Genomic DNA, 24204 nt, shown 5'->3' on the forward strand with positions numbered 1-24204 from the left:
GTATTACATGTCCAGAAGGCTTCGCAGAACAAAAATCGTTACCACGTTAGGCCCAGCAACAGATCGCGATAATAATCTTGAAAAAGTTATCGCAGCGGGTGCCAACGTTGTACGTATGAACTTTTCTCACGGCTCGCCTGAAGATCACAAAATGCGCGCGGATAAAGTTCGTGAAATTGCCGCAAAACTGGGGCGTCATGTGGCTATTCTGGGTGACCTCCAGGGGCCCAAAATTCGTGTATCCACCTTTAAAGAAGGCAAAGTTTTCCTCAATATTGGGGATAAATTCCTGCTCGACGCCAACCTGGGTAAAGGTGAAGGCGACAAAGAAAAAGTCGGTATCGACTACAAAGGCCTGCCTGCTGACGTCGTGCCTGGTGACATCCTGCTGCTGGACGATGGTCGCGTTCAGTTAAAAGTACTGGAAGTTCAGGGCATGAAAGTGTTCACCGAAGTGACCGTCGGTGGTCCCCTCTCCAACAATAAAGGTATCAACAAACTTGGCGGCGGTTTGTCGGCTGAAGCGCTGACCGAAAAAGACAAAGCAGACATTAAGACTGCAGCGTTAATTGGCGTAGATTACCTGGCTGTCTCCTTCCCACGCTGCGGCGAAGATCTGAACTATGCCCGTCGGCTGGCACGCGATGCAGGATGTGATGCGAAAATTGTTGCCAAGGTTGAACGTGCGGAAGCCGTTTGCAGCCAGGATGCAATGGATGACATCATCCTCGCCTCTGACGTGGTAATGGTTGCTCGCGGCGACCTCGGTGTGGAAATTGGCGATCCGGAACTGGTCGGCATTCAGAAAGCGTTGATCCGTCGTGCGCGTCAGCTTAACCGCGCAGTAATCACGGCGACCCAGATGATGGAGTCAATGATTACTAACCCGATGCCGACGCGTGCAGAAGTCATGGACGTAGCAAACGCCGTTCTGGATGGTACTGACGCTGTGATGCTTTCTGCAGAAACTGCTGCTGGTCAGTATCCGTCAGAAACCGTTGCAGCCATGGCACGCGTTTGCCTGGGGGCGGAAAAAATCCCGAGCATCAACGTTTCTAAACACCGTCTGGACGTTCAGTTCGACAATGTGGAAGAAGCCATTGCCATGTCAGCAATGTACGCGGCTAACCACCTGAAAGGCGTTACGGCGATCATCACCATGACCGAATCGGGTCGTACCGCGCTGATGACCTCCCGTATCAGCTCTGGTCTGCCAATTTTCGCCATGTCACGCCATGAACGTACGCTGAACCTGACTGCTCTCTATCGCGGCGTTACGCCGGTGCACTTTGATAGCGCTAATGACGGCGTAGCGGCTGCCAGCGAAGCGGTTAATCTGCTGCGCGATAAAGGTTACTTGATGTCTGGTGACCTGGTGATTGTCACCCAGGGCGACGTGATGAGTACCGTGGGTTCTACTAATACCACGCGTATTTTAACGGTAGAGTAAGTACGTTGCCGGATGCGGCGAAAACGCCTCATCCGGCCTACAGTTCAATGATAATTCAACAGATTTCGAATCTTCTGAAGCAAACTTGAACTTATCATCAGTCGAAGGCCTCTCCTCGCGAGAGGCATTTTTTATTTGATGGGATAAAGATCTTTGCGCTTATACGGTTGGATTTCGCCCGGTTTGCGAGTTTTCAGCAATTTTAATATCCAGGTGTATTGTTCTGGTCGCGGACCAACAAAAATCTCGACTTCTTCATTCATCCGCCGCGCAATCGTATGATCATCCGCCTCTAACAGATCATCCATCGGTGGGCGCACCTGAATCGTCAGACGATGCGTCTTGCCATCATAAATCGGAAATAGCGGTACAACGCGCGCACGGCACACTTTCATCAAACGACCAATCGCGGGCAACGTCGCTTTATAGGTGGCAAAGAAATCAACAAATTCGCTGTGTTCTGGGCCATGATCCTGATCGGGTAAATAATATCCCCAGTAACCCTGACGTACCGACTGGATGAATGGTTTAATACCATCATTTCTCGCATGCAGACGACCACCAAAGCGACGGCGCACCGTGTTCCAGACATAATCAAAAACCGGGTTGCCCTGATTATGGAACATCGCTGCCATTTTCTGCCCTTGCGAGGCCATCAGCATGGCAGGAATATCGACGGCCCAACCGTGCGGCACCAGAAAAATCACTTTCTCGTTATTACGCCGCATCTCTTCGATGATCTCCAGCCCTTGCCAGTCAACGCGCGGCTGAATTTTCTCCGGCCCGCGTATTGCCAACTCAGCCATCATTGCCATCGCTTGCGGCGCAGTGGCAAACATCTCATCAACAATCGCTTCGCGTTCAGCTTCACTACGTTCTGGAAAGCAGAGCGACAGATTGATTAACGCACGACGGCGTGAGCTTTTTCCCAGTCGTCCGGCAAAACGTCCCAGCCGTGCCAGAATGGGATCACGGAACTTTGGCGGCGTTAAAGCGATACCCGCCATCGCTGCTACGCCCAGCCATGCTCCCCAGTAGCGCGGGTGGCGAAAGGATTTATCAAACTCAGGAATGTATTCGCTATTATTTTTTTTCGTTTCCATGCTTTTCCAGTTTCGGATAAGGCAAAAATCAATCTGGTGATAGTGTAGCGGCGCAACTTGCCCCGCACCAAATAAAAAAGCCGGTACTGACTGCGTACCGGCTGCGAATGGATGTTAATTAATCAAACCGTAGCTGCGGCACAATCTCTTTGGCCTGCGCCAGGAATTCGCGACGATCGGAGCCGGTCAGCCCTTCGGTACGCGGCAGTTTTGCCGTCAGCGGGTTTACGGCCTGCTGGTTTATCCATACTTCATAGTGCAGATGCGGCCCGGTTGAACGACCGGTATTACCGGAAAGCGCGATACGGTCGCCACGTTTCACCTTCTGTCCCGGTTTCACCAGAATCTTGCGCAAGTGCATATAACGCGTGGTGTAGCTGCGACCATGACGAATAGCCACATAATAACCTGCTGCGCCACTGCGTTTGGCAACCACCACTTCACCGTCACCCACTGAAAGCACTGGCGTACCCTGCGGCATGGCGAAATCAACACCTCTGTGTGGCGCAACGCGGCCGGTCACCGGATTAGTACGACGCGGGTTAAAGTTAGACGAGATACGGAACTGTTTCGCCGTCGGGAATCGCAAGAATCCTTTCGCCAGACCAGTACCGTTACGATCGTAGAATTTGCCATCCTCAGCGCGGATTGCGTAATAATCTTTACCTTCTGAACGCAAACGTACGCCCAGCAGCTGGCTTTGCTCACGTTTACCATCAAGCATTTCTCGAGACATTAACACCGCAAATTCATCGCCTTTTTTCAGTTTGCGGAAATCCATTTGCCACTGCATGGCTTTAATCACTGCGCTCACTTCGGCGCTGGTTAAACCGGCGTTTCTGGCGCTGGCAACAAAGCTCCCCCCGACGGTACCTTTCAGCAGATTGTTGACCCACTCTCCTTGCTGCATTTCGCTGGTCATTTTAAAACCGTTAGCGGCAGTACGGTCATAGGTTCGGGTTTCACGACGAGACACTTCCCAGGTGAGGCGCTGCAGTTCGCCGTCCGCGGTTAATGTCCAGGAGAGTTGTTGACCGATTTTCAGGTTACGCAATTCTTTGTCGGCCGCAGCCAGTTGGGTGATATCACCCATATCAATACCATACTGATTGAGAATGCTGCTTAGCGTATCGCCAGTGGAAACAACATATTCATGCACGCCCGCTTCACCGGCGATTTTGTCATCCAGTTCGTCCTGGGGAATGGCTTCATCTTCTTGTGCAGCTTGATCAATCGGCTCACTGGCTTCAGGTAAGAGCGAACGAATTTCGTTCTGTTCCAGCTCAATGGTTTTGACAATTGGCGTGGCATCGCGGTGATAAACATAGGGCCGCCAGACAGCGACGGCCAGAGTAAGAACGGTGAGCGACCCCAACATAACGCGGTGTGGTCGCGGTAAATTATTAAACGCCAGGGCGACAGAGCGGGCTATCTGTTGCACGTAATCACTTCCTCATTAATCTCCTTTCAGGCAGCTCGCATACTGGTTGGCTAATTGACTCAGGAATTCTGAATAGCTTGTTTTACCCAGTTTGATATTCGTCCCCAGGGGATCCAACGTTCCCATACGAACGGATGTCCCTCGTGCGACGCTCTCAACGACCGCTGGCCTGAACTGTGGCTCAGCAAAAACGCAGGTTGCTTTTTGCTCAACCAACTGTGTTCTTATTTCATGTAAACGCTGCGCGCCAGGTTGAATCTCAGGGTTAACGGTAAAATGACCAAGCGGTGTCAGTCCGAACTGTTTTTCGAAATAGCCGTAAGCATCGTGAAAAACGAAATAACCTTTCCCCTTGAGCGGCGCGAGCTCGTTACCAACCTGCGTTTCGGTTGAGGCTAATTGTGCCTCAAAATCCTTCAGGTTGGCGTCAAGTTTGGCTCGACTTTGCGGCATAAGTTCCACTAATTTTCCATGGATTGCAACCGCTGTAGCCCGCGCTATCTCTGGGGAAAGCCAAAGATGCATGTTGAAATCGCCGTGATGGTGATCTTCGTCACTTTTTTCCGCGTGATCGTGATCATCATCATCGTCGTGAATACTTTTCATCAGCAGCGGTTTCACATTCTCTAGCTGCGCAATCGTTACCTGTTTCGCTTCTGGTAATTTACTTACCGGTTTTTGCATAAACGCTTCCATCTCCGGGCCAACCCAAACGACTAAGTCCGCGTTCTGTAAGCGTTTTACATCCGATGGACGCAGTGAATAATCATGTTCTGAAGCGCCGTCAGGCAGTAAAACCTGCGTTTCTGTTACCCCATCAGCAATGGCAGAAGCGATGAACCCAACGGGTTTAAGCGAAGCGACAACGGCGGCATCTGCGGCCTGTGTTGCACCGCCCCAGAGAGCGGCGGATAATGCTGCGAAAAGAAGCGTTTTTTTATGTAACATAATGCGACCAATCATCGTAATGAATATGAGAAGTGTGATATTATAACATTTCATGACTACTGCAAGACTAAAATTAACATGACAAGTCTGGTTTCCCTGGAAAATGTCTCGGTTTCTTTTGGCCAACGCCGCGTCCTCTCTGATGTGTCGCTGGAACTTAAACCTGGAAAAATTTTGACTTTACTTGGGCCAAACGGCGCAGGTAAGTCGACACTGGTACGGGTAGTGCTCGGACTGGTAACACCCGATGAAGGGGTTATCAAGCGCAACGGAAAACTGCGCATCGGCTATGTACCGCAGAAGCTGTATCTCGACACCACGTTGCCACTGACCGTAAACCGTTTTTTACGCTTACGCCCTGGCACACATAAAGAAGATATTTTGCCTGCACTGAAACGTGTCCAGGCCGGGCATCTGATTAACGCACCGATGCAAAAGCTCTCGGGTGGCGAAACGCAGCGTGTACTGTTAGCGCGAGCATTGTTAAATCGACCGCAATTATTAGTGCTGGATGAACCCACTCAGGGCGTGGATGTGAATGGTCAGGTGGCGTTATATGACCTTATTGACCAACTGCGTCGTGAACTGGATTGTGGCGTTTTAATGGTATCTCACGATCTGCATCTGGTAATGGCAAAAACCGATGAAGTGCTTTGCCTGAATCACCACATTTGTTGTTCCGGCACACCGGAAGTTGTTTCCCTGCATCCGGAGTTTATTTCTATGTTTGGTCCTCGTGGTGCTGAACAACTGGGTATCTATCGCCATCATCATAATCATCGTCACGATTTACAGGGACGAATTGTTTTGCGTCGGGGAAATGATCGCTCATGATTGAATTATTATTTCCCGGTTGGTTAGCCGGGATCATGCTCGCCTGTGCCGCGGGTCCGCTGGGTTCGTTTGTAGTCTGGCGTCGTATGTCTTATTTCGGTGATACGCTGGCTCATGCCTCATTACTTGGCGTCGCGTTTGGTTTGTTGCTGGACGTGAATCCATTCTATGCGGTGATTGCAGTTACGCTGCTGCTGGCGGGCGGTCTGGTATGGCTGGAGAAGCGTCCACAGCTGGCGATCGACACGTTATTAGGGATTATGGCGCACAGTGCCCTGTCGCTGGGCCTGGTGGTCGTTAGTCTGATGTCTAATATTCGTGTTGATTTGATGGCTTACCTGTTCGGTGATTTACTGGCAGTGACGCCAGAAGATCTCATCTCTATTGCGATTGGCGTGGTCATCGTGGTGGCTATTTTGTTCTGGCAATGGCGCAATTTGCTGTCGATGACGATTAGCCCGGATCTGGCGTTTGTTGATGGTGTGAAATTACAGCGCGTGAAATTGTTGTTGATGCTGGTGACGGCATTGACGATTGGTGTAGCGATGAAATTCGTCGGCGCGTTGATTATTACTTCACTGCTGATTATTCCTGCTGCTACTGCACGTCGCTTTGCCCGCACGCCGGAACAGATGGCTGGTGTCGCTGTTTTGGTGGGGATGCTGGCAGTGACTGGCGGTTTAACCTTTTCCGCATTTTACGATACACCTGCAGGCCCGTCGGTGGTGCTATGCGCGGCACTGTTATTTATTCTCAGTATGATGAAAAAACAGGCCAGCTAATCTTTCGCTGAACATATTTGTCGGATGCGGCGCGAGCGCCTTATCCGACCTACGGTTCGCTATCTCTGGTAGGCCTGATAAGACGAACAGCGTCGCATCAGGCACACTGCCAGTGTCGGATGCGGCGCGAGCGACCAATCCGACTTACGGCATTTCTGGCGGCGTTATGCCAAAGTGATTCCACGCCCGCGTCGTCGCCATACGCCCACGCGGTGTACGCTGCAAAAAGCCTTGCTGAATCAAATAAGGTTCCAGTACATCCTCAATGGTTTCACGTTCTTCGCCAATGGCTGCCGCCAGGTTATCCAGACCTACCGGCCCACCAAAGAACTTATCGATTACCGCCAGCAACAATTTGCGGTCCATATAATCGAAACCTTCAGCATCGACATTCAACATATCCAGCGCCTGAGCAGCGATATCTGCCGAGATGGTGCCATCGTGCTTCACTTCAGCGAAATCACGCACTCGACGCAGCAGACGGTTGGCAATACGTGGCGTACCGCGCGCACGACGAGCAACTTCCAGCGCGCCGTCATCACTCATCTCAAGCCCCATAAAGCGTGCGCTGCGACTGACGATATATTGCAGATCCGGCACCTGATAAAACTCCAGACGTTGCACAATACCAAAACGATCGCGCAACGGTGATGTCAGCGAACCTGCGCGCGTGGTTGCACCAATCAGGGTAAACGGCGGCAAATCAATTTTAATGGAGCGTGCCGCCGGACCTTCACCAATCATGATATCCAGTTGGTAATCTTCCATTGCCGGATACAACACCTCTTCCACCACTGGTGAAAGACGGTGGATCTCATCAATAAACAGTACATCGTGTGGTTCAAGGTTAGTGAGCATTGCTGCCAGATCGCCCGCCTTTTCCAGCACCGGACCAGAAGTCGTGCGTAAATTAACGCCCATTTCATTGGCGACAATATTGGCAAGCGTAGTTTTACCCAACCCCGGAGGACCAAAAATCAATAGATGATCGAGGGCATCGCCGCGCAGTTTCGCTGCTTTGATGAAAATCTCCATCTGCGAACGAACCTGCGGCTGACCAACATACTCTTCCAGTAATTTAGGGCGAATGGCGCGATCTGCCACATCTTCCGGCAAAGTGGTACCGGCAGAAATCAGACGGTCTGCTTCAATCATCCTTTACCTCATAACGCGGCGCGTAGGGCTTCGCGAATTAATGTTTCACTGCTGGCGTCAGGGCGAGCGATTTTGCTCACCATACGGCTTGCTTCTTGTGGTTTATAGCCCAGCGCCACCAGCGCAGCAACCGCTTCCTGTTCAGCATCGTCGGTCGCCGGGCTGGCAGGTGACGTGAGTACCAGGTCGGCGGCTGGCGTAAAGAGATCGCCATGCAAACCTTTAAATCGGTCTTTCATTTCGACAATCAAGCGTTCGGCGGTTTTTTTGCCAATACCCGGCAGTTTCACCAGTGCCCCCACTTCTTCACGCTCAACGGCATTAACGAACTGCTGCGCTGACATTCCGGAGAGGATCGCCAGCGCCAACTTCGGGCCGACGCCGTTGGTTTTGATCAACTCTTTGAACAACGTGCGCTCTTGTTTATTGTTAAAACCGTACAGCAGTTGCGCGTCTTCACGCACCACAAAGTGGGTGAAAACGATCGCTTCCTGACCCGCTTCAGGGAGTTCATAAAAACAGGTCATCGGCATATGCACTTCATAGCCTACGCCGCCCACTTCAATTAACACCAGCGGGGGTTGTTTTTCAATGATGATGCCTCTGAGTCTGCCTATCACATGACGCTCCTGCGTAATGAATCAAAGATAATGCTGTATGATAAAAAAATGCTGGATAGATATCCAGCGAAGGATGAAGAAAACTTGCGAGGTGTCCCGATGATCTGAAAAATGGCGCAGTATAATTTATTCTACAGATTATATTGGAAGCAAATATTTAAATATTACATATTCAGCGAAGAAATGTGTAATAAAAATACACATCGCGACCCCTGAAAAAATAAATTTTTTATGCTATTACGTATATTCATATCTATTTCAATGGAATGACAACGTGAATATTAATTATCCTGCTGAATATGAAATTGGTGATATCGTCTTTACATGTATAGGTGCTACCTTATTTGGTCAAATATCAGCTGCATCAAATTGCTGGAGTAATCACGTCGGGATCATTATCGGTCATAACGGTGAAGACTTCCTGGTTGCAGAAAGCCGGGTTCCCCTTTCAACCATCACCACGCTATCTCGTTTTATTAAACGTTCGTCTAATCAACGCTATGCTATAAAGCGATTAGACGCTGGGCTGACAGAACAACAAAAACAACGAATTGTTGAACAGGTTCCCTCCCGGCTACGCAAACTTTACCACACCGGTTTTAAATACGAATCTTCGCGCCAGTTCTGTTCAAAATTTGTTTTTGATATTTATAAAGAAGCGCTATGTATTCCGGTGGGTGAAATAGAGACGTTTGGAGAATTGTTAAATAGCAATCCGAATGCAAAACTCACTTTCTGGAAATTCTGGTTCTTAGGTTCTATTCCGTGGGAGCGTAAAACCGTCACGCCAGCCAGTTTGTGGCATCATCCGGGTTTGGTGTTGATTCATGCGGAGGGAGTGGAAACGCCTCAGCCGGAACTGACCGAGGCGGTATAACTTAACGCAGTCGCCCTCTCGCCAGGTTCAGCCGCGATTCGCTCATCTGCATCGCATTCTGACTGACGTGACAATGGGTAATCGCGATAGCTAATGCATCGGCAGCATCCGCCTGTGGATTAGCGGGCAGTTTCAGCAAGGTGCGGACCATATGCTGCACCTGGCTTTTTTCGGCACTACCAATACCTACCACCGTTTGCTTTACCTGACGTGCCGCATATTCAAATACCGGCAATTCCTGATTCACCGCTGCCACAATCGCCACGCCGCGCGCCTGACCCAGTTTCAGGGCTGAGTCAGCGTTCTTCGCCATAAAGACTTGTTCAATGGCGAAATAATCAGGCTGGAACTGGGTGATGATTTCCGTCACGCCCGCATAGATGAGCTTCAGACGAGACGGTAAATCATCCACTTTGGTGCGTATGCATCCGCTACCCAGGTAGGACAGTTGCCTGCCTACCTGGCGGATGACGCCATAGCCGGTCACGCGCGAACCCGGGTCAATGCCGAGAATAATAGCCATCACGCGTCTCCGTTTTGCTGTTTAGCAGGCCTCATCAGAGAGTCGCTGCAACCTCATCAGAGATTTCACCGTTATGGTAAACTTCCTGCACGTCGTCGCAATCTTCCAGCATATCGATCAGACGCATCAGTTTCGGTGCGGTTTCTGCATCCATATCAGCTTTGGTGGACGGGATCATGGAAACTTCCGCGCTGTCTGCTTTCAGACCTGCCGCTTCCAGAGCGTCGCGTACTTTGCCCATTTCTTCCCATGCAGTGTAGACATCAATAGCGCCGTCATCATAGGTCACAACGTCTTCAGCACCGGCTTCCAAGGCTGCTTCCATGATGGTGTCTTCATCGCCTTTCTCGAAGGAGATCACGCCTTTTTTGCTGAACAGATAGGCTACTGAACCATCAGTACCGAGGTTACCGCCACATTTACTGAATGCATGACGCACTTCAGCAACGGTACGGTTGCGGTTGTCAGACAGACATTCAATCATGATTGCAGTGCCGCCAGGACCGTAACCTTCGTAGATGATGGTTTCCATGTTTGCATCATCATCACCGCCCACACCTCGTGCAATTGCGCGGTTCAGAGTGTCACGGGTCATGTTGTTAGACAGTGCTTTATCAATTGCTGCACGCAAACGCGGGTTAGCGTCCGGATCACCACCGCCCAGCTTAGCCGCGGTTACCAGCTCACGAATGATTTTAGTGAAGATTTTACCGCGCTTAGCATCCTGCGCAGCTTTACGATGTCTGGTGTTGGCCCATTTACTATGACCTGCCATAAAAATATCTCCAGATAGCCCTGCCTGTTCAGGCAGCGTTAATTACAAACTGTTCAATCGCCTGCCGGTTGCTCCAGGACTTAGTGAGCGCCGCCGCAGCAGGCGCATCAAGCCACTTGTAGGCCAGATGTTCAGTGAAGACGACCTGGCGTTCGTGCGGGAGCGCAAGACAGAACCATGATTCCGTATTACGCGTCACGCCCGGCGCATAGCGATGACGTAAATGTGAAAAAATTTCAAATTCTACCGTGCGCTGACAGTCAATTAAGGTCAGTTGTTCAGCGACAACATCGATGGTGACCTCTTCCTTTACTTCGCGCATGGCAGCTTGCGGCGCGGTTTCACCCTCTTCCACGCTGCCGGTTACCGACTGCCAGAAATCGGGATCGTCACGCCGCTGCAACATCAGCACCCGTTTCGTATCTTGTGCATAGATGACCACTAAGATCGAAACGGGACGCTTATACACTTTATCCTTCACGCTGCCTCTTCGTTGACTGCCTTCGCTCATCCCATTCACATAGTTATCTATGCTCATGGGAGTTCACTCAGTTGCCGCCTCGATGCAACGCGAATGATTTCGTGTATTTGAGTCATATCAGTTATTCTCTGCCTTCTTCACAACCTGAATGCTCAGCTCAGCCAGTGCAGTCGGGTTAGCAAAGCTCGGTGCTTCAGTCATCAGACATGCTGCCGCCGTGGTTTTCGGGAAGGCGATAACGTCACGGATATTGTCGGTGCCGGTCAGCAGCATGGTCAGACGGTCAAGACCGAATGCCAGACCTGCGTGCGGCGGAGTACCGTATTTCAGGGCGTCGAGCAGGAAGCCGAATTTCTCGCGCTGTTCCTCTTCGTTGATACCCAGAATACCAAACACCGTCTGCTGCATATCACCATTATGGATACGCACAGAACCACCGCCCACTTCGTAACCATTGATGACCATATCGTAAGCGTTCGCCACCGCATTTTCTGGTGCAGCTTTCAGTTCTGCAGCAGTCATGTCTTTCGGTGAGGTGAACGGATGGTGCATTGCCGTCAGGCCGCCTTCACCGTCGTCTTCAAACATCGGGAAGTCGATAACCCACAGCGGTGCCCATTTGCTTTCGTCGGTCAGACCAAGGTCTTTACCCACTTTCAGGCGCAGTGCGCCCATCGCGTCGGCAACAATTTTCTTGTTGTCGGCACCGAAGAAAATCATATCGCCATCTTGCGCGGCAGTACGATCCAGGATGGCTTCGATGATTTCTGCATTAAGGAACTTCGCTACCGGGCTGTTGATACCTTCCAGACCTTTCGCGCGTTCGTTAACTTTGATGTAAGCCAGACCTTTCGCGCCGTAGATTTTAACGAAGTTACCGTATTCGTCGATCTGCTTACGGGTCAACGATGCGCCGCCCGGAACACGCAGAGCGGCAACACGGCCTTTCGGATCGTTCGCCGGACCTGCAAATACTGCAAACTCAACAGATTTCAGCAGATCGGCAACGTCGGTCAGTTCCATCGGGTTACGCAGATCCGGTTTATCAGAACCATAACGGCGTTCTGCTTCTGCAAAGGTCATTACCGGGAAATCGCCCAGATCCACGCCCTTCACTTCCAGCCACAGATGACGCACCAGCGCTTCCATCACTTCACGCACTTGCGGCGCGGTCATGAAAGAAGTTTCCACATCGATCTGAGTAAATTCAGGCTGACGGTCAGCACGCAGGTCTTCGTCACGGAAGCATTTAACGATCTGATAGTAGCGGTCAAAGCCGGACATCATCAGTAGCTGTTTGAACAACTGCGGGGATTGCGGCAGCGCGTAGAATTTACCTTTGTGCACACGAGAAGGCACCAGGTAGTCACGCGCGCCTTCCGGCGTGGCTTTGGTCAGCATCGGAGTTTCGATGTCGAGGAAGCCGTGGTCATCCATAAAACGGCGCACCAGGCTGGTGATTTTAGCGCGGGTTTTCAGGCGCTGAGCCATTTCCGGGCGACGCAGGTCGAGGTAGCGGTATTTCAGACGCGCTTCTTCGGTGTTGACGTGGTTAGAGTCAAGCGGCAGAACATCTGCACGATTGATGATAGTCAGCGAGGACGCCAGTACTTCGATTTCGCCAGTCGCCATATCGCGGTTAATATTTTTTTCGTCACGCGCACGTACGGTGCCCGTGACCTGAATGCAGAACTCATTACGCAGTTCAGAGGCCAGCTTTAACGCGTCCGCACGATCCGGATCGAAAAATACCTGCACGATACCTTCGCGGTCGCGCATATCGATGAAGATCAGGCTACCAAGATCACGACGACGGTTGACCCAACCACACAGAGTCACCTGCTGCCCCACGTGGGACAAACGGAGCTGTCCACAATATTCTGTACGCATGAGATATCCCTTAACTTAGCTGCCGGCGGATGCCCCCTGCTGCGCAGGTGACCAAGTCGCAGCGTTAGCTGTATGTCACAACTGAATGAAAAAAGGCGGCTATTATACTGGAAATTCTGCCGCACCGTAAGAGCCTGGCCCGCGCTGGAACGCCTCGTTACCACTTTATATCGGGCCTGAAATCAGACTCTACGCCAGTTTGCTATAAAGGTGTTGCCCGAACTCATAAAAATTAACAAAATTTGTCGTTCCGCCATCGGCTAATCGCATTAAGGTGAGAGGCACGATTTTGTTTTGTCAGGAGTCATCATGCTTGAACTTAATGCTAAAACCACCGCGCTGGTGGTGATTGATTTACAAGAAGGCATCTTACCTTTTGCCGGAGGTCCACATACTGCCGATGAGGTGGTTAATCGCGCCGGGAAGCTGGCGGCGAAATTTCGCGCCAGCGGTCAGCCCGTGTTTCTGGTGCGCGTTGGCTGGTCTGCCGATTACGCCGAAGCATTAAAACAGCCGGTTGATGCCCCCTCCCCCGCAAAAGTGTTGCCCGAAAACTGGTGGCAACATCCTGCTGCATTAGGTGCAACCGACAGCGATATCGAAATCATCAAACGTCAATGGGGTGCGTTTTACGGTACGGATCTGGAGTTGCAATTACGCCGCCGGGGTATCGATACAATAGTGTTATGTGGGATCTCGACCAATATCGGTGTTGAATCCACCGCCCGCAATGCCTGGGAACTCGGTTTTAATCTGGTGATTGCCGAAGATGCCTGTAGCGCCGCCAGCGCCGAGCAGCACAATAACAGCATTAATCATATCTACCCGCGCATCGCCCGTGTGCGCAGTGTGGAAGAGATCCTCCACGCGTTATGATTTACATCGGTCTGCCGCAATGGTCGCATCCTAAATGGGTGCGGTTGGGGATCACCAACCTTGAAGAGTATGCCCGCCACTTTAACTGCGTGGAGGGTAACACCACGCTTTATGCCCTGCCGAAACCCGAGGTTGTCCTGCGCTGGCGTGAGCAGACCACAGATGACTTCCGCTTCTGTTTTAAGTTTCCGGCGACCATTTCGCATCAGGCAGCATTACGGCATTGCGATGATTTAGTGACTGAATTTTTGACCCGCATGTCACCGTTGGCTCCGCGCATTGGACAATACTGGCTGCAACTGCCTGCCACATTCGGCCCACGAGAGCTGCCTGCGCTTTGGCATTTTCTCGATTCTCTTCCCGGTGAATTTAATTATGGGGTGGAAGTCCGCCATCCACAGTTTTTCGCCAAAGGGGAAGAGGAACAAACGCTTAATCGCGGTTTACATCAGCGCGGCGTTAATCGGGTGATTTTAGACAGCCGCCCGGTTCATGCAGCACGTCCACACAGTGAAGCTATTCGCGACGCTCAACGAAAAAAACCTAAAGTTCCGGTACATGCTGTACTGACGGCGAAAAATCCACTGATCCGTTTTATCGGTAGTGATGATATGACGCAAAACCGGGAGTTATTTCAGGTCTGGTTACAAAAATTAGCACAGTGGCATCAGACCACTACGCCTTATCTTTTTTTACATACGCCAGATATTGCCCAGGCCCCGGAACTGGTACATACCCTGTGGGAAGACTTACGTAAAACGCTTCCAGAGATCGGAGCAGTTCCGGCTATTCCACAGCAATCTTCTCTTTTCTGAATTTGCCACCTATCATAGACAGGTGCCATCGGCCATTTTAAAGGGAGTTTGTATGGTAAGCGCGCTGTATGCCGTTTTAAGTGCGTTGTTATTAATGAAGTTCTCTTTTGATGTCGTTCGCCTGCGAATGCAGTACCGCGTTGCCTATGGCGACGGCGGTTTTAGCGAACTGCAAAGCGCTATTCGCATTCATGGTAACGCGGTGGAATATATTCCTATCGCGATTGTGTTGATGCTGTTTATGGAAATGAATGGCGCAGAAACCTGGATGGTGCATATTTGCGGCATCGTTTTGCTTGCTGGTCGTCTGATGCATTATTACGGTTTTCATCACCGTCTGTTCCGCTGGCGACGTTCTGGCATGAGCGCGACCTGGTGTGCGCTGTTGCTGATGGTGCTGGCGAATCTTTGGTATATGCCCTGGGAGTTGGTTTTCTCCCTGCGTTAGCGCACAATACGCCACTTTCTTTTTCCCGGATTTTTACGTTATGTCTCACCGCGACACGCTATTTTCTGCCCCTATCGCCAGACTGGGCGACTGGACCTTTGATGAACGGGTAGCTGAAGTCTTCCCGGATATGATCCAGCGTTCCGTTCCCGGCTATTCCAATATTATTTCCATGATTGGTATGTTAGCCGAGCGCTTCGTTCAACCTGGTACGCAGGTTTACGATCTGGGTTGTTCTCTGGGCGCGGCGACGCTCTCGGTGCGTCGCAACATTCATCATGATAATTGCAAAATTATTGCCATCGATAACTCCCCGGCGATGATTGAACGCTGCCGTCGTCATATTGACGCCTATAAAGCTCCTACGCCAGTAGACGTTATTGAAGGTGATATTCGCGATATCGCCATTGAAAACGCATCGATGGTGGTGCTGAATTTTACCCTGCAATTCCTGGAACCTTCCGAGCGCCAGGCGTTACTGGATAAAATTTATCAAGGGCTGAACCCGGGCGGCGCGCTGGTGCTTTCGGAAAAATTCAGTTTCGAAGATGCCAAAGTTGGTGAACTGTTGTTCAACATGCACCACGACTTTAAACGTGCCAACGGTTACAGCGAACTGGAGATCAGCCAGAAGCGCAGCATGCTGGAAAACGTGATGCTGACCGATTCCGTGGAAACCCATAAAGCACGCCTGCATAAAGCTGGTTTTGAACATAGTGAGCTGTGGTTCCAGTGCTTTAACTTTGGTTCACTGGTGGCATTAAAAGCAGAGGACGCTGCATGATCGACTTTGGTAACTTTTATTCTCTGATTGCCAAAAATCATCTTTCACACTGGCTGGAAACGCTGCCCGCGCAGATTGCTAACTGGCAGCGCGAGCAGCAGCACGGGCTGTTTAAGCAGTGGTCCAACGCGGTGGAATTTCTGCCTGAAATTAAACCGTATCGTCTGGATTTATTGCATAGCGTAACCGCCGAAAGCGAAGAGCCACTGAGCGCCGGGCAAATTAAACGCATTGAAACGCTGATGCGCAACCTGATGCCGTGGCGCAAAGGGCCGTTCTCACTGTATGGCGTCAACATCGATACCGAATGGCGTTCCGACTGGAAATGGGATCGCGTTCTGCCCCATCTTTCTGATTTAACCGGGCGCACCATTCTTGATGTCGGCTGTGGCAGCGGTTATCACATGTGGCGCATGATTGGCGCAGGCGCGCACCTCGCGGTGGGAATCGACCCTACGCAACTGTTTCTGTGCCAGTTTGAAGCGGTGCGTAAACTACTGGGTAACGATCAGCGCGCACATTTGTTACCGTTAGGTATTGAACAGCTTCCGGCATTGAAAGCCTTTGATACCGTCTTTTCGATGGGCGTGCTTTATCATCGTCGTTCACCGCTGGAGCATCTCTGGCAGTTAAAAGACCAACTGGTGAATGAAGGTGAACTGGTGCTGGAAACGCTGGTTATTGATGGTGATGAGAACACGGTGCTGGTGCCGGGCGATCGTTACGCGCAAATGCGTAATGTCTATTTCATCCCTTCCGCGCTGGCGCTGAAAAACTGGCTGAAGAAGTGTGGTTTTGTAGATATCCGCATTGCGGATGTGAGCGTTACCACCACAGAAGAGCAGCGACGCACCGAATGGATGGTCACCGAGTCTCTGGCCGATTTTCTCGACCCGCATGATCCGGGTAAAACGGTGGAAGGTTATCCTGCGCCTAAACGCGCGGTGCTGATTGCGCGCAAGCCGTAAAGGTCTGGTATTACTGCCGGATGCGGCGTGAACGCCTTATCCGGCCTACAAAACCTTGCTAATTCAATATATTGCAGGGACTATGTAGGCCTTATAAGCATAGCGCATCAGGCAGTTTTACGTTTGCATAACCTCAGCGCCCGTTTCCGGGCGCTTTTCACGTCTTATGCCTGAACAGCTGGCTGATCAAACGCCGTTAACTTCGGTGCATTGCCCGTATATTTTTCGATATACACCAGCGCAGAGTTACCGGCACAGGCATTTGCCAGCTGAGAGCTGGGGATATCCGCCGTTAACACGTTCGCACTGCCGTTTTTACACAAGCCATTTTCCAGATCTGGCCATGCACCTTCATGCACGCATACCACGCCTTTTTTGATCCCGTCAGTCACCACCGCGCCTGTCAGAATCTGACCACGTTTGTTCCAGACACGCACCAGATCGCCATTCGCAATACCAAAGCGAGCAGCATCTTCGGTGTGAATAGTGATCGGTTCACGATCGGCAACCGCATATTTTTTACGCAGTTCCGCATAGTTAAGCTGACTGTGTAAACGGTGTGCCGGATGTGCGGTCAGAAGCTGCAACTGCTTCTCGTCGGCGGAACCTTTCCACTCATCAGGCGCAAGCCAGGTTGGGTGTGCCGGGCAATCCTTATAGCCAAATTTTTCCAGCGTTTTGGAGTAAATCTCAATTTTGCCGCTTGGCGTACCCAGCGCATTTTTCACCGGATCGGCGCGGAAATCACCATAACGAACGTATTGTTCGTTCTTCTCACTGCGGCGCATTTCGATCAGTTTATTTTGCTGCCAGAAAGCATTAAACATCGGCATAGTCACGCGTTGCGCACGGGCACCTTTCTGAGCGGCATCATAGAAAAATTTCAGCCACGCCATTTCATCTTTACCTTCGGTATAGATCTCTTTTCCGCCAGGTTTGAGTAATTCAGCAAGATCGGCAAACACGTCAAAATCGTTGCGCGCTTCAAATTGCGGAGCGACAGCCTGCTTCATCGGCACAATATGCTGGTTGCTGTAATCACCGGTCATCGTCAGGTCATTGCGCTCAAACGATGTGGTGATCGGTAATACGATATCTGCATGTTTAGCAGCTGCGGTCCAGTAGCATTCAGAAACGACGATCATCTCCGGTTTCTGCCATGCTTTAATCAGACGATTAGTATCCTGGTGATGGGTAAAGTTACCGCCACCCGCCCACCAGATCATTTTGATATTCGGATACGTTTGTTCTTTACCGTTATGCTGATATTTGCCGCCAGGATTTTCCAGCGCATCGACGATACGGGCAACAGGAATCGCCGTCATTCCGCCATCATCAGCGGCCTCGCTGGCCTGTCCGGCAATCGCCGCAGACATTTCCGGCAGCACGCCGCCAACACGCGTCGGGTTGCCACCGTTGGAGTAATGATAAGAGAATCCAAAACCGCCGCCCGGTGTACCAATTTGCCCTAACATCGCCGCCAGCGTCACCAGCATCCAGTGTTTCTGTTCACCGTATTGCTGGCGTTGGATCCCCCAGCCTGCCATCAGCATCGTGCGATTCGCCGCCATCAGTTCTGCAAGTTTGACAATCTGCGCTTCCGGTACGCCAGTAATTTCCGCCGCCCAGGCCGCGCTCTTCGGCGTATTATCGCTCTTACCTGTCAGATACTCTTCAAACTGCGGATACCCGGTAGTGTATTTTTCAAGGAACACTTTATCGTGTTTGCCTTGTGTCATCAGGGTATGCGCAATCCCTAACATCAGTGCCACGTCGGTGCCCATATTCGGTGCGATCCAGGTGGCATTATCGCCAAAGAATTCGATGGTTTCGGAGCAGATAGGATCAATGGCAATCACTGGTTTGCCAGATTTTTTCAGCTGATGGAAGTATTCCAGCCCTTGCTCATCGGTACTGCTCCAGGCAATTTTGAGCGTGTTCAGCGGGTTCATCCCCCACAGCACCACAACCTGGCTGTTTTCCAGAATCAGCGGCCAGGAGGTCTGCTGTTCATACACCTCTACAGAACCGACCACATGCGGCATGATCACCTGTGCCGCTCCGGTTGAATAATCGCCGCTATGCCCGGAATAACCGCCCGCCAGGTTCATATAACGTTGCAGTAAGGTTTGCGCTTTATGCAACACGCCAGAAGAACGCCAGCCGTAAGATCCGGCAAAAATGGCCGATGGTCCGTTAGCTTTACGAATACGATCGTGTTGCTCATGAATCAGTTTTAATGCTTGTTCCCAGCTCACCTGTACATAGGTATCTTCGCCACGACCTTTCGCCGGTTGCAGTGGATTATCGAGATAGCTTTTTCTCACCATCGGATGCTGAATACGCGCCGTGGTGTGTACCTGATCCGCCGCCGTAGACTGTAAGGAGTTCGGTATGGTTTTCGCCAGCGCGCCTGTCGAAGAAACAATCTTGCCGTCCTTCACTTCTACGTTCATCGCTCCCCAACGGCCCGCGGTGAGAATTTTGCCGCCCTTCTCTTCTGCCCATGCAGGTAACGGTGCAGCCGATGTCACCACCAGCGCCCCTGCCGCAATACCGCTATGTTTAATAAATTCACGTCTTGTTAATGTCATAACTTCCTCCCTGATCAACGAGGATCACTGTTTCTCGGTAATATCTTTGGCGTTGTACTGGAAGTACCGCGTCAAAATGTCCAGTTCGTTTTCGCTCATGCTGGTTCGCGCACCCATTCCTTTGGCAATGGACGGCCATGCATTGACGGTGTAATGGTCGGAGGCAATAGGGGCATGGCAACCAGCGCAATAGGTATCGTCAAGTTTTTCAGCGTATTGCCATAGAGGTTTACGGTCCGCTAATGCGGGATCGGTAAGCACACCCTGTAAAGACGCCTGACGCCATTGATTGCCGTATTCGTCAGCCTGCCATTCCCCGTTTACCGTCAGCGCCTTGATACCTTCTTCACTTAATGTGGCTAGCGCCAGCCGTTGACCTGCCGCCAGGTAGAGCGTGTTTTCACTGCCCTGCATTTGATAACCCTGCAACAGAACGATCGGCTGTTTGCCACTGGCATCAACGACGGTGAGATCGGTACCAGGATTCACGGTAGCCAGTTCGCCTATGCGAGAAGTTTTGAAAGGATAAATATGTGCGCCATTAGTAACTGAAGTAGCGGCCTGACTTTCCAGCTCATGCGCCGCGTTGTCATCCATTTTTATTTCTGGCGGAAAATGGGCAATGCCTTTATGGCAATCGATACAGGTTTCGCCGTCCTTTTGCGCTTTATTATGCATTTTCTGCGCAGATTCACTTTGCGAGGCAATATCCATGGCATCAAAAGAATGGCAACTACGGCAGGTTGCAGAGTCAGTTGCTTTTAATTCTTTCCATACTGTTTCGGCCATTTCCTGGCGATGAGCTTCGAACTTATCATCACTGTCTATTTTGCCGCTAACAAATTCATGATAAATATCTTTAGATGCTTTTAATTTAGCAAATAAATAATCCATCCCTGACTTTGGAATATGGCAATCGGCACATTCCGCACGTATCCCTTTCTGGTTTGAAAAGTGGACAGTTCCCTGATATTCCTCAAAAGGTTTACTCATCGAGTGGCAGGAAAGGCAAAATGCGGTATCCGACGTTTTATGTAAGGCTTTTTGCGCCAGTAATAACCCGCCGCCACCAACCACAACCGCTATCAGCAAAAACAATAACCCAATGCGTTTTTTCCCTCGCATAGATTCCTCTAATTAAATTCCAGGACACCGATACCATTGTATAAATAAATACACAACGAATTGACTGCTTGCTTAATTCGGCACAACACTGCCTGAAACAATCGATAAAGAATATGATTTATTACAATGTAATCATTAATTGCTAAGGAATAACCCAGTTGTTATTTAGAATATATATTTGTCAGTTTTGGCAATTTAAATCACATAATGAATGTGAATATATAAAATATTTTTAGCACAACGCTATGCGCACTGTCACCCGCTCAACAGATCACGGCAATCGTTCGTTTTTTATACTGCTCAGGGATAAAAAAAGGCCCCTGTTGAAATTGCAGGGGCCTGGTACGAGCAAGCATCATATTGGGCGACATGATGCAACGGTAAAAATCATTTGGCCTGATGGCGTTCAATGATTCCTTTCATTTCAGCAACCGCCGCCCCGTCTACGACATAACGCGAATACTCGTCCGCGTGTGCATCTGATGACATGGACAATCCTTGATTACGATAACGCATCGGTGAGGCTTGCCACGCTCCCGCGGAGCTATGGACTTCCAGCACTCCGGCATCGAGGAAGTGGTGCAGGTTTTCCGCACGGACTCCTGCTCCGGCCATAATGATTGGAGCATCACGATGGGCAATAAGTTCCATAATTTTTGATAAACCTTGCAGTGCGTCTGATTTTTGCCCTGATGTCAGTACCCGGGCAATGCCCAATTCCGCAAGATTATTGAGTGTATTTAAAGGGTTAGCGCACATATCGAAGGCGCGATGAAAAGTCACTGCCAGCGGACCGGCAGCAGCCATTATTTTTTCCATTCGTGGCATATCGACATTCCCGTCAACATCGAGAACGCCCGTCACCAGTCCAGGAAAACCTAATTCGCGGACTGTGCGCACATCCTCAAGAATGGCGGCAAATTCACCGTCGCTGTAGCAAAAATCACCACCGCGTGGGCGAATAATAGGATGCACAGGGATCGTCACCCGCTGGCGTACGGATTTCAGTACCCCCAACGACGGCGTTAAGCCCCCCTCTTTTGGGGCTGCGCATAATTCAACTCTGTCTGCGCCGTTTTGCTGCGCCGTTAGCGCGCATTCCATGCTGTAACAGCAAATTTCCAGTAATGCCATTTTTGCTCCTTAATTACGCCGACTGCTCGCTGGCAACGATCTCTTCAATGGACCACGGATGAAATTTAATGGTCGTTTTGCCATCGGTGACCGCCAGCGTCGGATTCGGTAATCGCTCATGCTCACCTTTTGGCGAACTGGTTTTAACTGAGATCCCCGGCAGGCTGAGTCCTTCATCAGAAAGCAATGCCAGCGCACGGGCATTCAGCGTTTCTGGATCGCCCGGCAGAACGATTTCAATATGTTCCCAACCTTCGTGCGGGTAACGTTTTTCCCCGGGCCACGGTAGCTCCACAATGGAAAACTGCCAGTGAGCAACCTGTACCGGTTCATGCAATTTAAACAGACAAATCGGCCTGCCATTGATCATATTTTCTGACAAAAGCTCGCCGCACTGTTCAAACCCGCGACGCCAGCGCTCAGCAGTGGCGTTTTGATGGCAACGCAAAGAAATGTGATCGGCAGTCAGCGGAGTGATATCCAACCCCAGACGGCGGGAAAGTTCATCTAATGCGTGGGTAAATCGCGGTAAATCCGATGCAATATCCTGCAACTCGTTGATAGATTGCCAGTTCGCCATAATCACTCTTCGTCGTTCAATAAAAGCGTTAATTTACCCTGTTGCCCTGCGCCAACCAACCGCTGATTGCACGCCGCTTCTGATGCAATAGTGAAAACGGCAATACGCCACGCGCACGTTGCTGACGAAAACAGCCATTTGCAGTATACTCCCGCCCTAATTTCTTTAACTGGTGCGGGCAAATTTTGCTCGCTTCATCAATGTAAGGTATTCCGGTGAATATTCAGGCTCTTCTCTCAGAAAAAGTCCGTCAGGCCATGATTGCGGCAGGCGCGCCTGCGGATTGCGAACCGCAGGTTCGTCAGTCAGCAAAAGTTCAGTTCGGCGACTATCAGGCTAACGGCATGATGGCAGTTGCTAAAAAACTGGGTATGGCACCGCGACAATTAGCAGAGCAGGTGCTGACTCATCTGGATCTTAACGGTATCGCCAGCAAAGTTGAGATCGCGGGTCCTGGCTTTATCAACATTTTCCTTGATCCGGCATTCCTGGCTGAACATGTTCAGCAGGCGCTGGCGTCCGATCGTCTCGGTGTTGCTACGCCAGAAAAACAGACCATTGTGGTTGACTACTCTGCGCCAAACGTGGCGAAAGAGATGCACGTTGGTCACCTGCGCTCTACCATTATTGGTGACGCAGCAGTTCGTACTCTGGAGTTCCTCGGTCACAAAGTGATTCGCGCAAACCACGTCGGCGACTGGGGCACTCAGTTCGGTATGCTGATTGCATGGCTGGAAAAGCAGCAGCAGGAAAACGCTGGTGAAATGGAGCTGGCTGACCTTGAAGGTTTCTACCGCGATGCGAAAAAGCATTACGACGAAGATGAAGAGTTTGCCGAGCGTGCACGTAACTACGTGGTAAAACTGCAAAGCGGTGACGAATATTTCCGCGAGATGTGGCGCAAACTGGTCGACATCACCATGACGCAGAACCAGATCACCTACGATCGTCTCAACGTGACGCTGACCCGTGATGACGTGATGGGTGAAAGCCTCTACAACCCAATGCTGCCGGGTATCGTGGCGGACCTGAAAGCCAAAGGTCTGGCAGTAGAAAGCGAAGGCGCGACCGTCGTATTCCTTGATGAGTTCAAAAACAAGGAAGGCGAACCGATGGGCGTGATCATTCAGAAGAAAGATGGTGGCTATCTCTACACCACCACTGATATCGCCTGTGCGAAATATCGTTATGAAACACTGCATGCCGATCGCGTGCTGTATTACATCGACTCCCGTCAGCATCAACACCTGATGCAGGCGTGGGCTATCGTCCGCAAAGCAGGCTATGTACCGGAATCCGTACCGCTGGAACACCACATGTTCGGCATGATGCTGGGTAAAGACGGCAAACCGTTCAAAACCCGTGCTGGCGGTACGGTGAAACTGGCCGATCTGCTGGATGAAGCACTGGAACGCGCACGCCGTCTGGTGGCAGAGAAAAACCCGGACATGCCAGCTGACGAGCTGGAAAAACTGGCTAACGCGGTTGGTATTGGTGCGGTGAAATATGCGGATCTCTCCAAAAACCGCACTACCGACTACATCTTCGACTGGGACAACATGCTGGCGTTTGAGGGTAATACCGCGCCATACATGCAGTATGCTTACACGCGTGTATTGTCCGTGTTCCGTAAAGCAGAAATTGACGAAGAGCAACTGGCTGCAGCTCCGGTTATCATCCGTGAAGATCGTGAAGCGCAACTGGCTGCTCGCCTGCTGCAGTTTGAAGAAACCCTCACCGTGGTTGCCCGTGAAGGCACGCCGCATGTGATGTGTGCTTACCTGTACGATCTGGCCGGTCTGTTCTCTGGTTTCTACGAGCACTGCCCGATCCTCAGCGCAGAAAACGAAGAAGTGCGTAACAGCCGTCTGAAACTGGCACAACTGACGGCGAAGACGCTGAAACTGGGTCTGGATACGCTGGGTATTGAGACAGTAGAGCGTATGTAATCGCGTTATACGGCAAAAGCCGATGTCATGGCAGACATCGGCTTTTTTATCA

24 protein-coding genes are annotated in these 24204 nt (G+C 50.9%); 10 read left to right on the forward strand and 14 right to left on the reverse strand.

All coding sequences use genetic code 11. The features are described 5' to 3' along the window. The first annotated feature begins 7 nt into the window (after positions 1–7). A complete protein-coding gene (gene pyk, locus ACJHWT_RS14070; protein ID WP_000091148.1) occupies positions 8–1450 on the forward strand; it encodes a pyruvate kinase in 1443 nt (480 codons plus the stop codon). Positions 1451–1581: 131 nt separating this feature from the next. On the opposite strand, the gene lpxM is transcribed toward pyk, so the two are convergent. The 3 genes from lpxM to znuA form a co-directional block, all read right to left on the reverse strand. Then, positions 1582–2553, reverse strand: a complete 972-nt coding sequence (gene lpxM / locus ACJHWT_RS14075; protein WP_000448381.1) for a lauroyl-Kdo(2)-lipid IV(A) myristoyltransferase — start codon at positions 2551–2553, stop codon at positions 1582–1584. A 118-nt stretch (positions 2554–2671) separates the two neighbouring features. Beyond that, entirely contained in the window at positions 2672–3994 is a 1323-nt protein-coding gene (mepM, locus tag ACJHWT_RS14080; RefSeq protein WP_001184045.1) for a murein DD-endopeptidase MepM, read from the reverse strand. Positions 3995–4009: 15 nt separating this feature from the next. Then, positions 4010–4942 carry a zinc ABC transporter substrate-binding protein ZnuA gene (gene znuA, locus ACJHWT_RS14085; protein ID WP_024186182.1) on the reverse strand — a complete coding sequence of 311 codons (933 nt, stop codon included), beginning with the start codon at positions 4940–4942 and terminating at the stop codon, positions 4010–4012. 78 nt (positions 4943–5020) lie between these two features. Between znuA and znuC the strand changes: the two genes are divergently transcribed. Then, positions 5021–5776 carry a zinc ABC transporter ATP-binding protein ZnuC gene (gene znuC, locus ACJHWT_RS14090; protein ID WP_000202996.1) on the forward strand — a complete coding sequence of 252 codons (756 nt, stop codon included), beginning with the start codon at positions 5021–5023 and terminating at the stop codon, positions 5774–5776. Continuing rightward, entirely contained in the window at positions 5773–6558 is a 786-nt protein-coding gene (znuB, locus tag ACJHWT_RS14095) for a zinc ABC transporter permease subunit ZnuB (protein WP_000571474.1), read from the forward strand. The genes znuC and znuB overlap by 4 nt, the downstream gene beginning before the upstream one ends. Before the next feature lie 144 nt (positions 6559–6702). Here znuB and ruvB read toward each other — a convergent pair whose 3' ends face one another. The 3 genes from ruvB to yobI form a co-directional block, all read right to left on the reverse strand. Next, a complete protein-coding gene (gene ruvB / locus ACJHWT_RS14100; protein WP_000568519.1) occupies positions 6703–7713 on the reverse strand; it encodes a Holliday junction branch migration DNA helicase RuvB in 1011 nt (336 codons plus the stop codon). A gap of 8 nt (positions 7714–7721) precedes the next feature. Continuing rightward, the gene (gene ruvA, locus ACJHWT_RS14105) at positions 7722–8333 is read right to left on the reverse strand and encodes a Holliday junction branch migration protein RuvA (RefSeq protein WP_000580323.1); all 612 of its coding nucleotides are present in this window, start codon (positions 8331–8333) and stop codon (positions 7722–7724) included. Positions 8334–8471: 138 nt separating this feature from the next. Continuing rightward, positions 8472–8537, reverse strand: coding sequence for a stress response small protein YobI (gene yobI, locus ACJHWT_RS14110; protein ID WP_072123646.1), 66 nt, complete (start codon positions 8535–8537; stop codon positions 8472–8474). A 70-nt stretch (positions 8538–8607) separates the two neighbouring features. On the opposite strand from yobI, the gene ACJHWT_RS14115 reads away from it, so the two are divergent. Next, positions 8608–9210: a YebB family permuted papain-like enzyme gene (locus ACJHWT_RS14115; protein ID WP_001024940.1), complete on the forward strand. Its 603-nt coding sequence runs from the start codon at positions 8608–8610 to the stop codon at positions 9208–9210. 1 nt (position 9211) lies between these two features. Here the strand turns inward: ACJHWT_RS14115 and ruvC are convergent, their stop codons facing one another. The 4 genes from ruvC to aspS all read right to left on the reverse strand — a co-directional run bounded on the left by ruvC (position 9212) and on the right by aspS (position 12879). Further along, complete coding sequence (gene ruvC / locus ACJHWT_RS14120; RefSeq protein WP_001295503.1) at positions 9212–9733, reverse strand: crossover junction endodeoxyribonuclease RuvC; 522 nt, start codon at positions 9731–9733, stop codon at positions 9212–9214. Positions 9734–9767: 34 nt separating this feature from the next. Further along, positions 9768–10508 (reverse strand): YebC/PmpR family DNA-binding transcriptional regulator, encoded by a 741-nt coding sequence (locus ACJHWT_RS14125; protein ID WP_000907234.1) that lies wholly within the window; start codon positions 10506–10508, stop codon positions 9768–9770. Positions 10509–10536: 28 nt separating this feature from the next. Then, positions 10537–10989 (reverse strand): dihydroneopterin triphosphate diphosphatase, encoded by a 453-nt coding sequence (gene nudB / locus ACJHWT_RS14130; protein WP_001308712.1) that lies wholly within the window; start codon positions 10987–10989, stop codon positions 10537–10539. Positions 10990–11106: 117 nt separating this feature from the next. After that, positions 11107–12879, reverse strand: coding sequence for an aspartate--tRNA ligase (gene aspS, locus ACJHWT_RS14135; RefSeq protein ID WP_001258662.1), 1773 nt, complete (start codon positions 12877–12879; stop codon positions 11107–11109). Positions 12880–13188: 309 nt separating this feature from the next. Between aspS and ACJHWT_RS14140 the strand changes: the two genes are divergently transcribed. From ACJHWT_RS14140 to cmoB, 5 genes are read left to right on the forward strand one after another with little or no spacing between them, the layout of a single operon-like run. Further along, on the forward strand, positions 13189–13755 hold the full coding sequence (locus tag ACJHWT_RS14140) for a hydrolase (RefSeq protein WP_000891620.1): 567 nt from the start codon (positions 13189–13191) through the stop codon (positions 13753–13755). Further along, positions 13752–14570, forward strand: coding sequence for a DUF72 domain-containing protein (locus ACJHWT_RS14145; RefSeq protein ID WP_000639254.1), 819 nt, complete (start codon positions 13752–13754; stop codon positions 14568–14570). The genes ACJHWT_RS14140 and ACJHWT_RS14145 overlap by 4 nt, the downstream gene beginning before the upstream one ends. 52 nt (positions 14571–14622) lie before the next feature. Beyond that, entirely contained in the window at positions 14623–15018 is a 396-nt protein-coding gene (locus ACJHWT_RS14150; RefSeq protein ID WP_000252980.1) for an MAPEG family protein, read from the forward strand. 40 nt (positions 15019–15058) lie between these two features. Then, entirely contained in the window at positions 15059–15802 is a 744-nt protein-coding gene (gene cmoA / locus ACJHWT_RS14155) for a carboxy-S-adenosyl-L-methionine synthase CmoA (RefSeq protein ID WP_000019588.1), read from the forward strand. Continuing rightward, positions 15799–16770: a tRNA 5-methoxyuridine(34)/uridine 5-oxyacetic acid(34) synthase CmoB gene (cmoB, locus tag ACJHWT_RS14160; RefSeq protein ID WP_000564725.1), complete on the forward strand. Its 972-nt coding sequence runs from the start codon at positions 15799–15801 to the stop codon at positions 16768–16770. The genes cmoA and cmoB overlap by 4 nt, the downstream gene beginning before the upstream one ends. A gap of 164 nt (positions 16771–16934) precedes the next feature. Here the strand turns inward: cmoB and torZ are convergent, their stop codons facing one another. From torZ to ACJHWT_RS14180, 4 genes are all read right to left on the reverse strand, one after another. Next, positions 16935–19364, reverse strand: a complete 2430-nt coding sequence (torZ, locus tag ACJHWT_RS14165) for a trimethylamine N-oxide reductase TorZ (protein WP_000176777.1) — start codon at positions 19362–19364, stop codon at positions 16935–16937. Between the two features lie 24 nt (positions 19365–19388). Then, complete coding sequence (locus ACJHWT_RS14170; protein ID WP_001214283.1) at positions 19389–20489, reverse strand: NapC/NirT family cytochrome c; 1101 nt, start codon at positions 20487–20489, stop codon at positions 19389–19391. A gap of 387 nt (positions 20490–20876) precedes the next feature. Next, positions 20877–21623 (reverse strand): copper homeostasis protein CutC, encoded by a 747-nt coding sequence (gene cutC, locus ACJHWT_RS14175; RefSeq protein WP_001185727.1) that lies wholly within the window; start codon positions 21621–21623, stop codon positions 20877–20879. A gap of 13 nt (positions 21624–21636) precedes the next feature. After that, positions 21637–22203: a VOC family protein gene (locus tag ACJHWT_RS14180; RefSeq protein WP_021525644.1), complete on the reverse strand. Its 567-nt coding sequence runs from the start codon at positions 22201–22203 to the stop codon at positions 21637–21639. A gap of 215 nt (positions 22204–22418) precedes the next feature. On the opposite strand from ACJHWT_RS14180, the gene argS reads away from it, so the two are divergent. Next, complete coding sequence (argS, locus tag ACJHWT_RS14185; protein ID WP_001025322.1) at positions 22419–24152, forward strand: arginine--tRNA ligase; 1734 nt, start codon at positions 22419–22421, stop codon at positions 24150–24152. The last annotated feature ends 52 nt before the right edge of the window (positions 24153–24204 follow it).

Source organism: Escherichia sp. WS338 (assembly GCF_046486405.1).
Classification (GTDB): domain Bacteria; phylum Pseudomonadota; class Gammaproteobacteria; order Enterobacterales; family Enterobacteriaceae; genus Escherichia; species Escherichia coli.

Excerpts from the sequence above, each read along its gene's own strand:
- pyk (WP_000091148.1), top strand. The coding sequence starts at position 8 with ATGTCCAGAAGGCTTCGCAGAACAAAAATCGTTACCACGTTAGGCCCA.
- lpxM (WP_000448381.1), bottom strand. The coding sequence starts at position 2,553 with ATGGAAACGAAAAAAAATAATAGCGAATACATTCCTGAGTTTGATAAA.
- znuA (WP_024186182.1), bottom strand. The coding sequence starts at position 4,942 with ATGTTACATAAAAAAACGCTTCTTTTCGCAGCATTATCCGCCGCTCTC.
- znuC (WP_000202996.1), top strand. The coding sequence starts at position 5,021 with ATGACAAGTCTGGTTTCCCTGGAAAATGTCTCGGTTTCTTTTGGCCAA.
- znuB (WP_000571474.1), top strand. The coding sequence starts at position 5,773 with ATGATTGAATTATTATTTCCCGGTTGGTTAGCCGGGATCATGCTCGCC.
- ruvB (WP_000568519.1), bottom strand. The coding sequence starts at position 7,713 with ATGATTGAAGCAGACCGTCTGATTTCTGCCGGTACCACTTTGCCGGAA.
- ruvC (WP_001295503.1), bottom strand. The coding sequence starts at position 9,733 with ATGGCTATTATTCTCGGCATTGACCCGGGTTCGCGCGTGACCGGCTAT.
- ACJHWT_RS14125 (WP_000907234.1), bottom strand. The coding sequence starts at position 10,508 with ATGGCAGGTCATAGTAAATGGGCCAACACCAGACATCGTAAAGCTGCG.
- aspS (WP_001258662.1), bottom strand. The coding sequence starts at position 12,879 with ATGCGTACAGAATATTGTGGACAGCTCCGTTTGTCCCACGTGGGGCAG.
- ACJHWT_RS14140 (WP_000891620.1), top strand. The coding sequence starts at position 13,189 with ATGCTTGAACTTAATGCTAAAACCACCGCGCTGGTGGTGATTGATTTA.
- ACJHWT_RS14145 (WP_000639254.1), top strand. The coding sequence starts at position 13,752 with ATGATTTACATCGGTCTGCCGCAATGGTCGCATCCTAAATGGGTGCGG.
- ACJHWT_RS14150 (WP_000252980.1), top strand. The coding sequence starts at position 14,623 with ATGGTAAGCGCGCTGTATGCCGTTTTAAGTGCGTTGTTATTAATGAAG.
- cmoA (WP_000019588.1), top strand. The coding sequence starts at position 15,059 with ATGTCTCACCGCGACACGCTATTTTCTGCCCCTATCGCCAGACTGGGC.
- cmoB (WP_000564725.1), top strand. The coding sequence starts at position 15,799 with ATGATCGACTTTGGTAACTTTTATTCTCTGATTGCCAAAAATCATCTT.
- torZ (WP_000176777.1), bottom strand. The coding sequence starts at position 19,364 with ATGACATTAACAAGACGTGAATTTATTAAACATAGCGGTATTGCGGCA.
- ACJHWT_RS14170 (WP_001214283.1), bottom strand. The coding sequence starts at position 20,489 with ATGCGAGGGAAAAAACGCATTGGGTTATTGTTTTTGCTGATAGCGGTT.
- cutC (WP_001185727.1), bottom strand. The coding sequence starts at position 21,623 with ATGGCATTACTGGAAATTTGCTGTTACAGCATGGAATGCGCGCTAACG.
- ACJHWT_RS14180 (WP_021525644.1), bottom strand. The coding sequence starts at position 22,203 with ATGGCGAACTGGCAATCTATCAACGAGTTGCAGGATATTGCATCGGAT.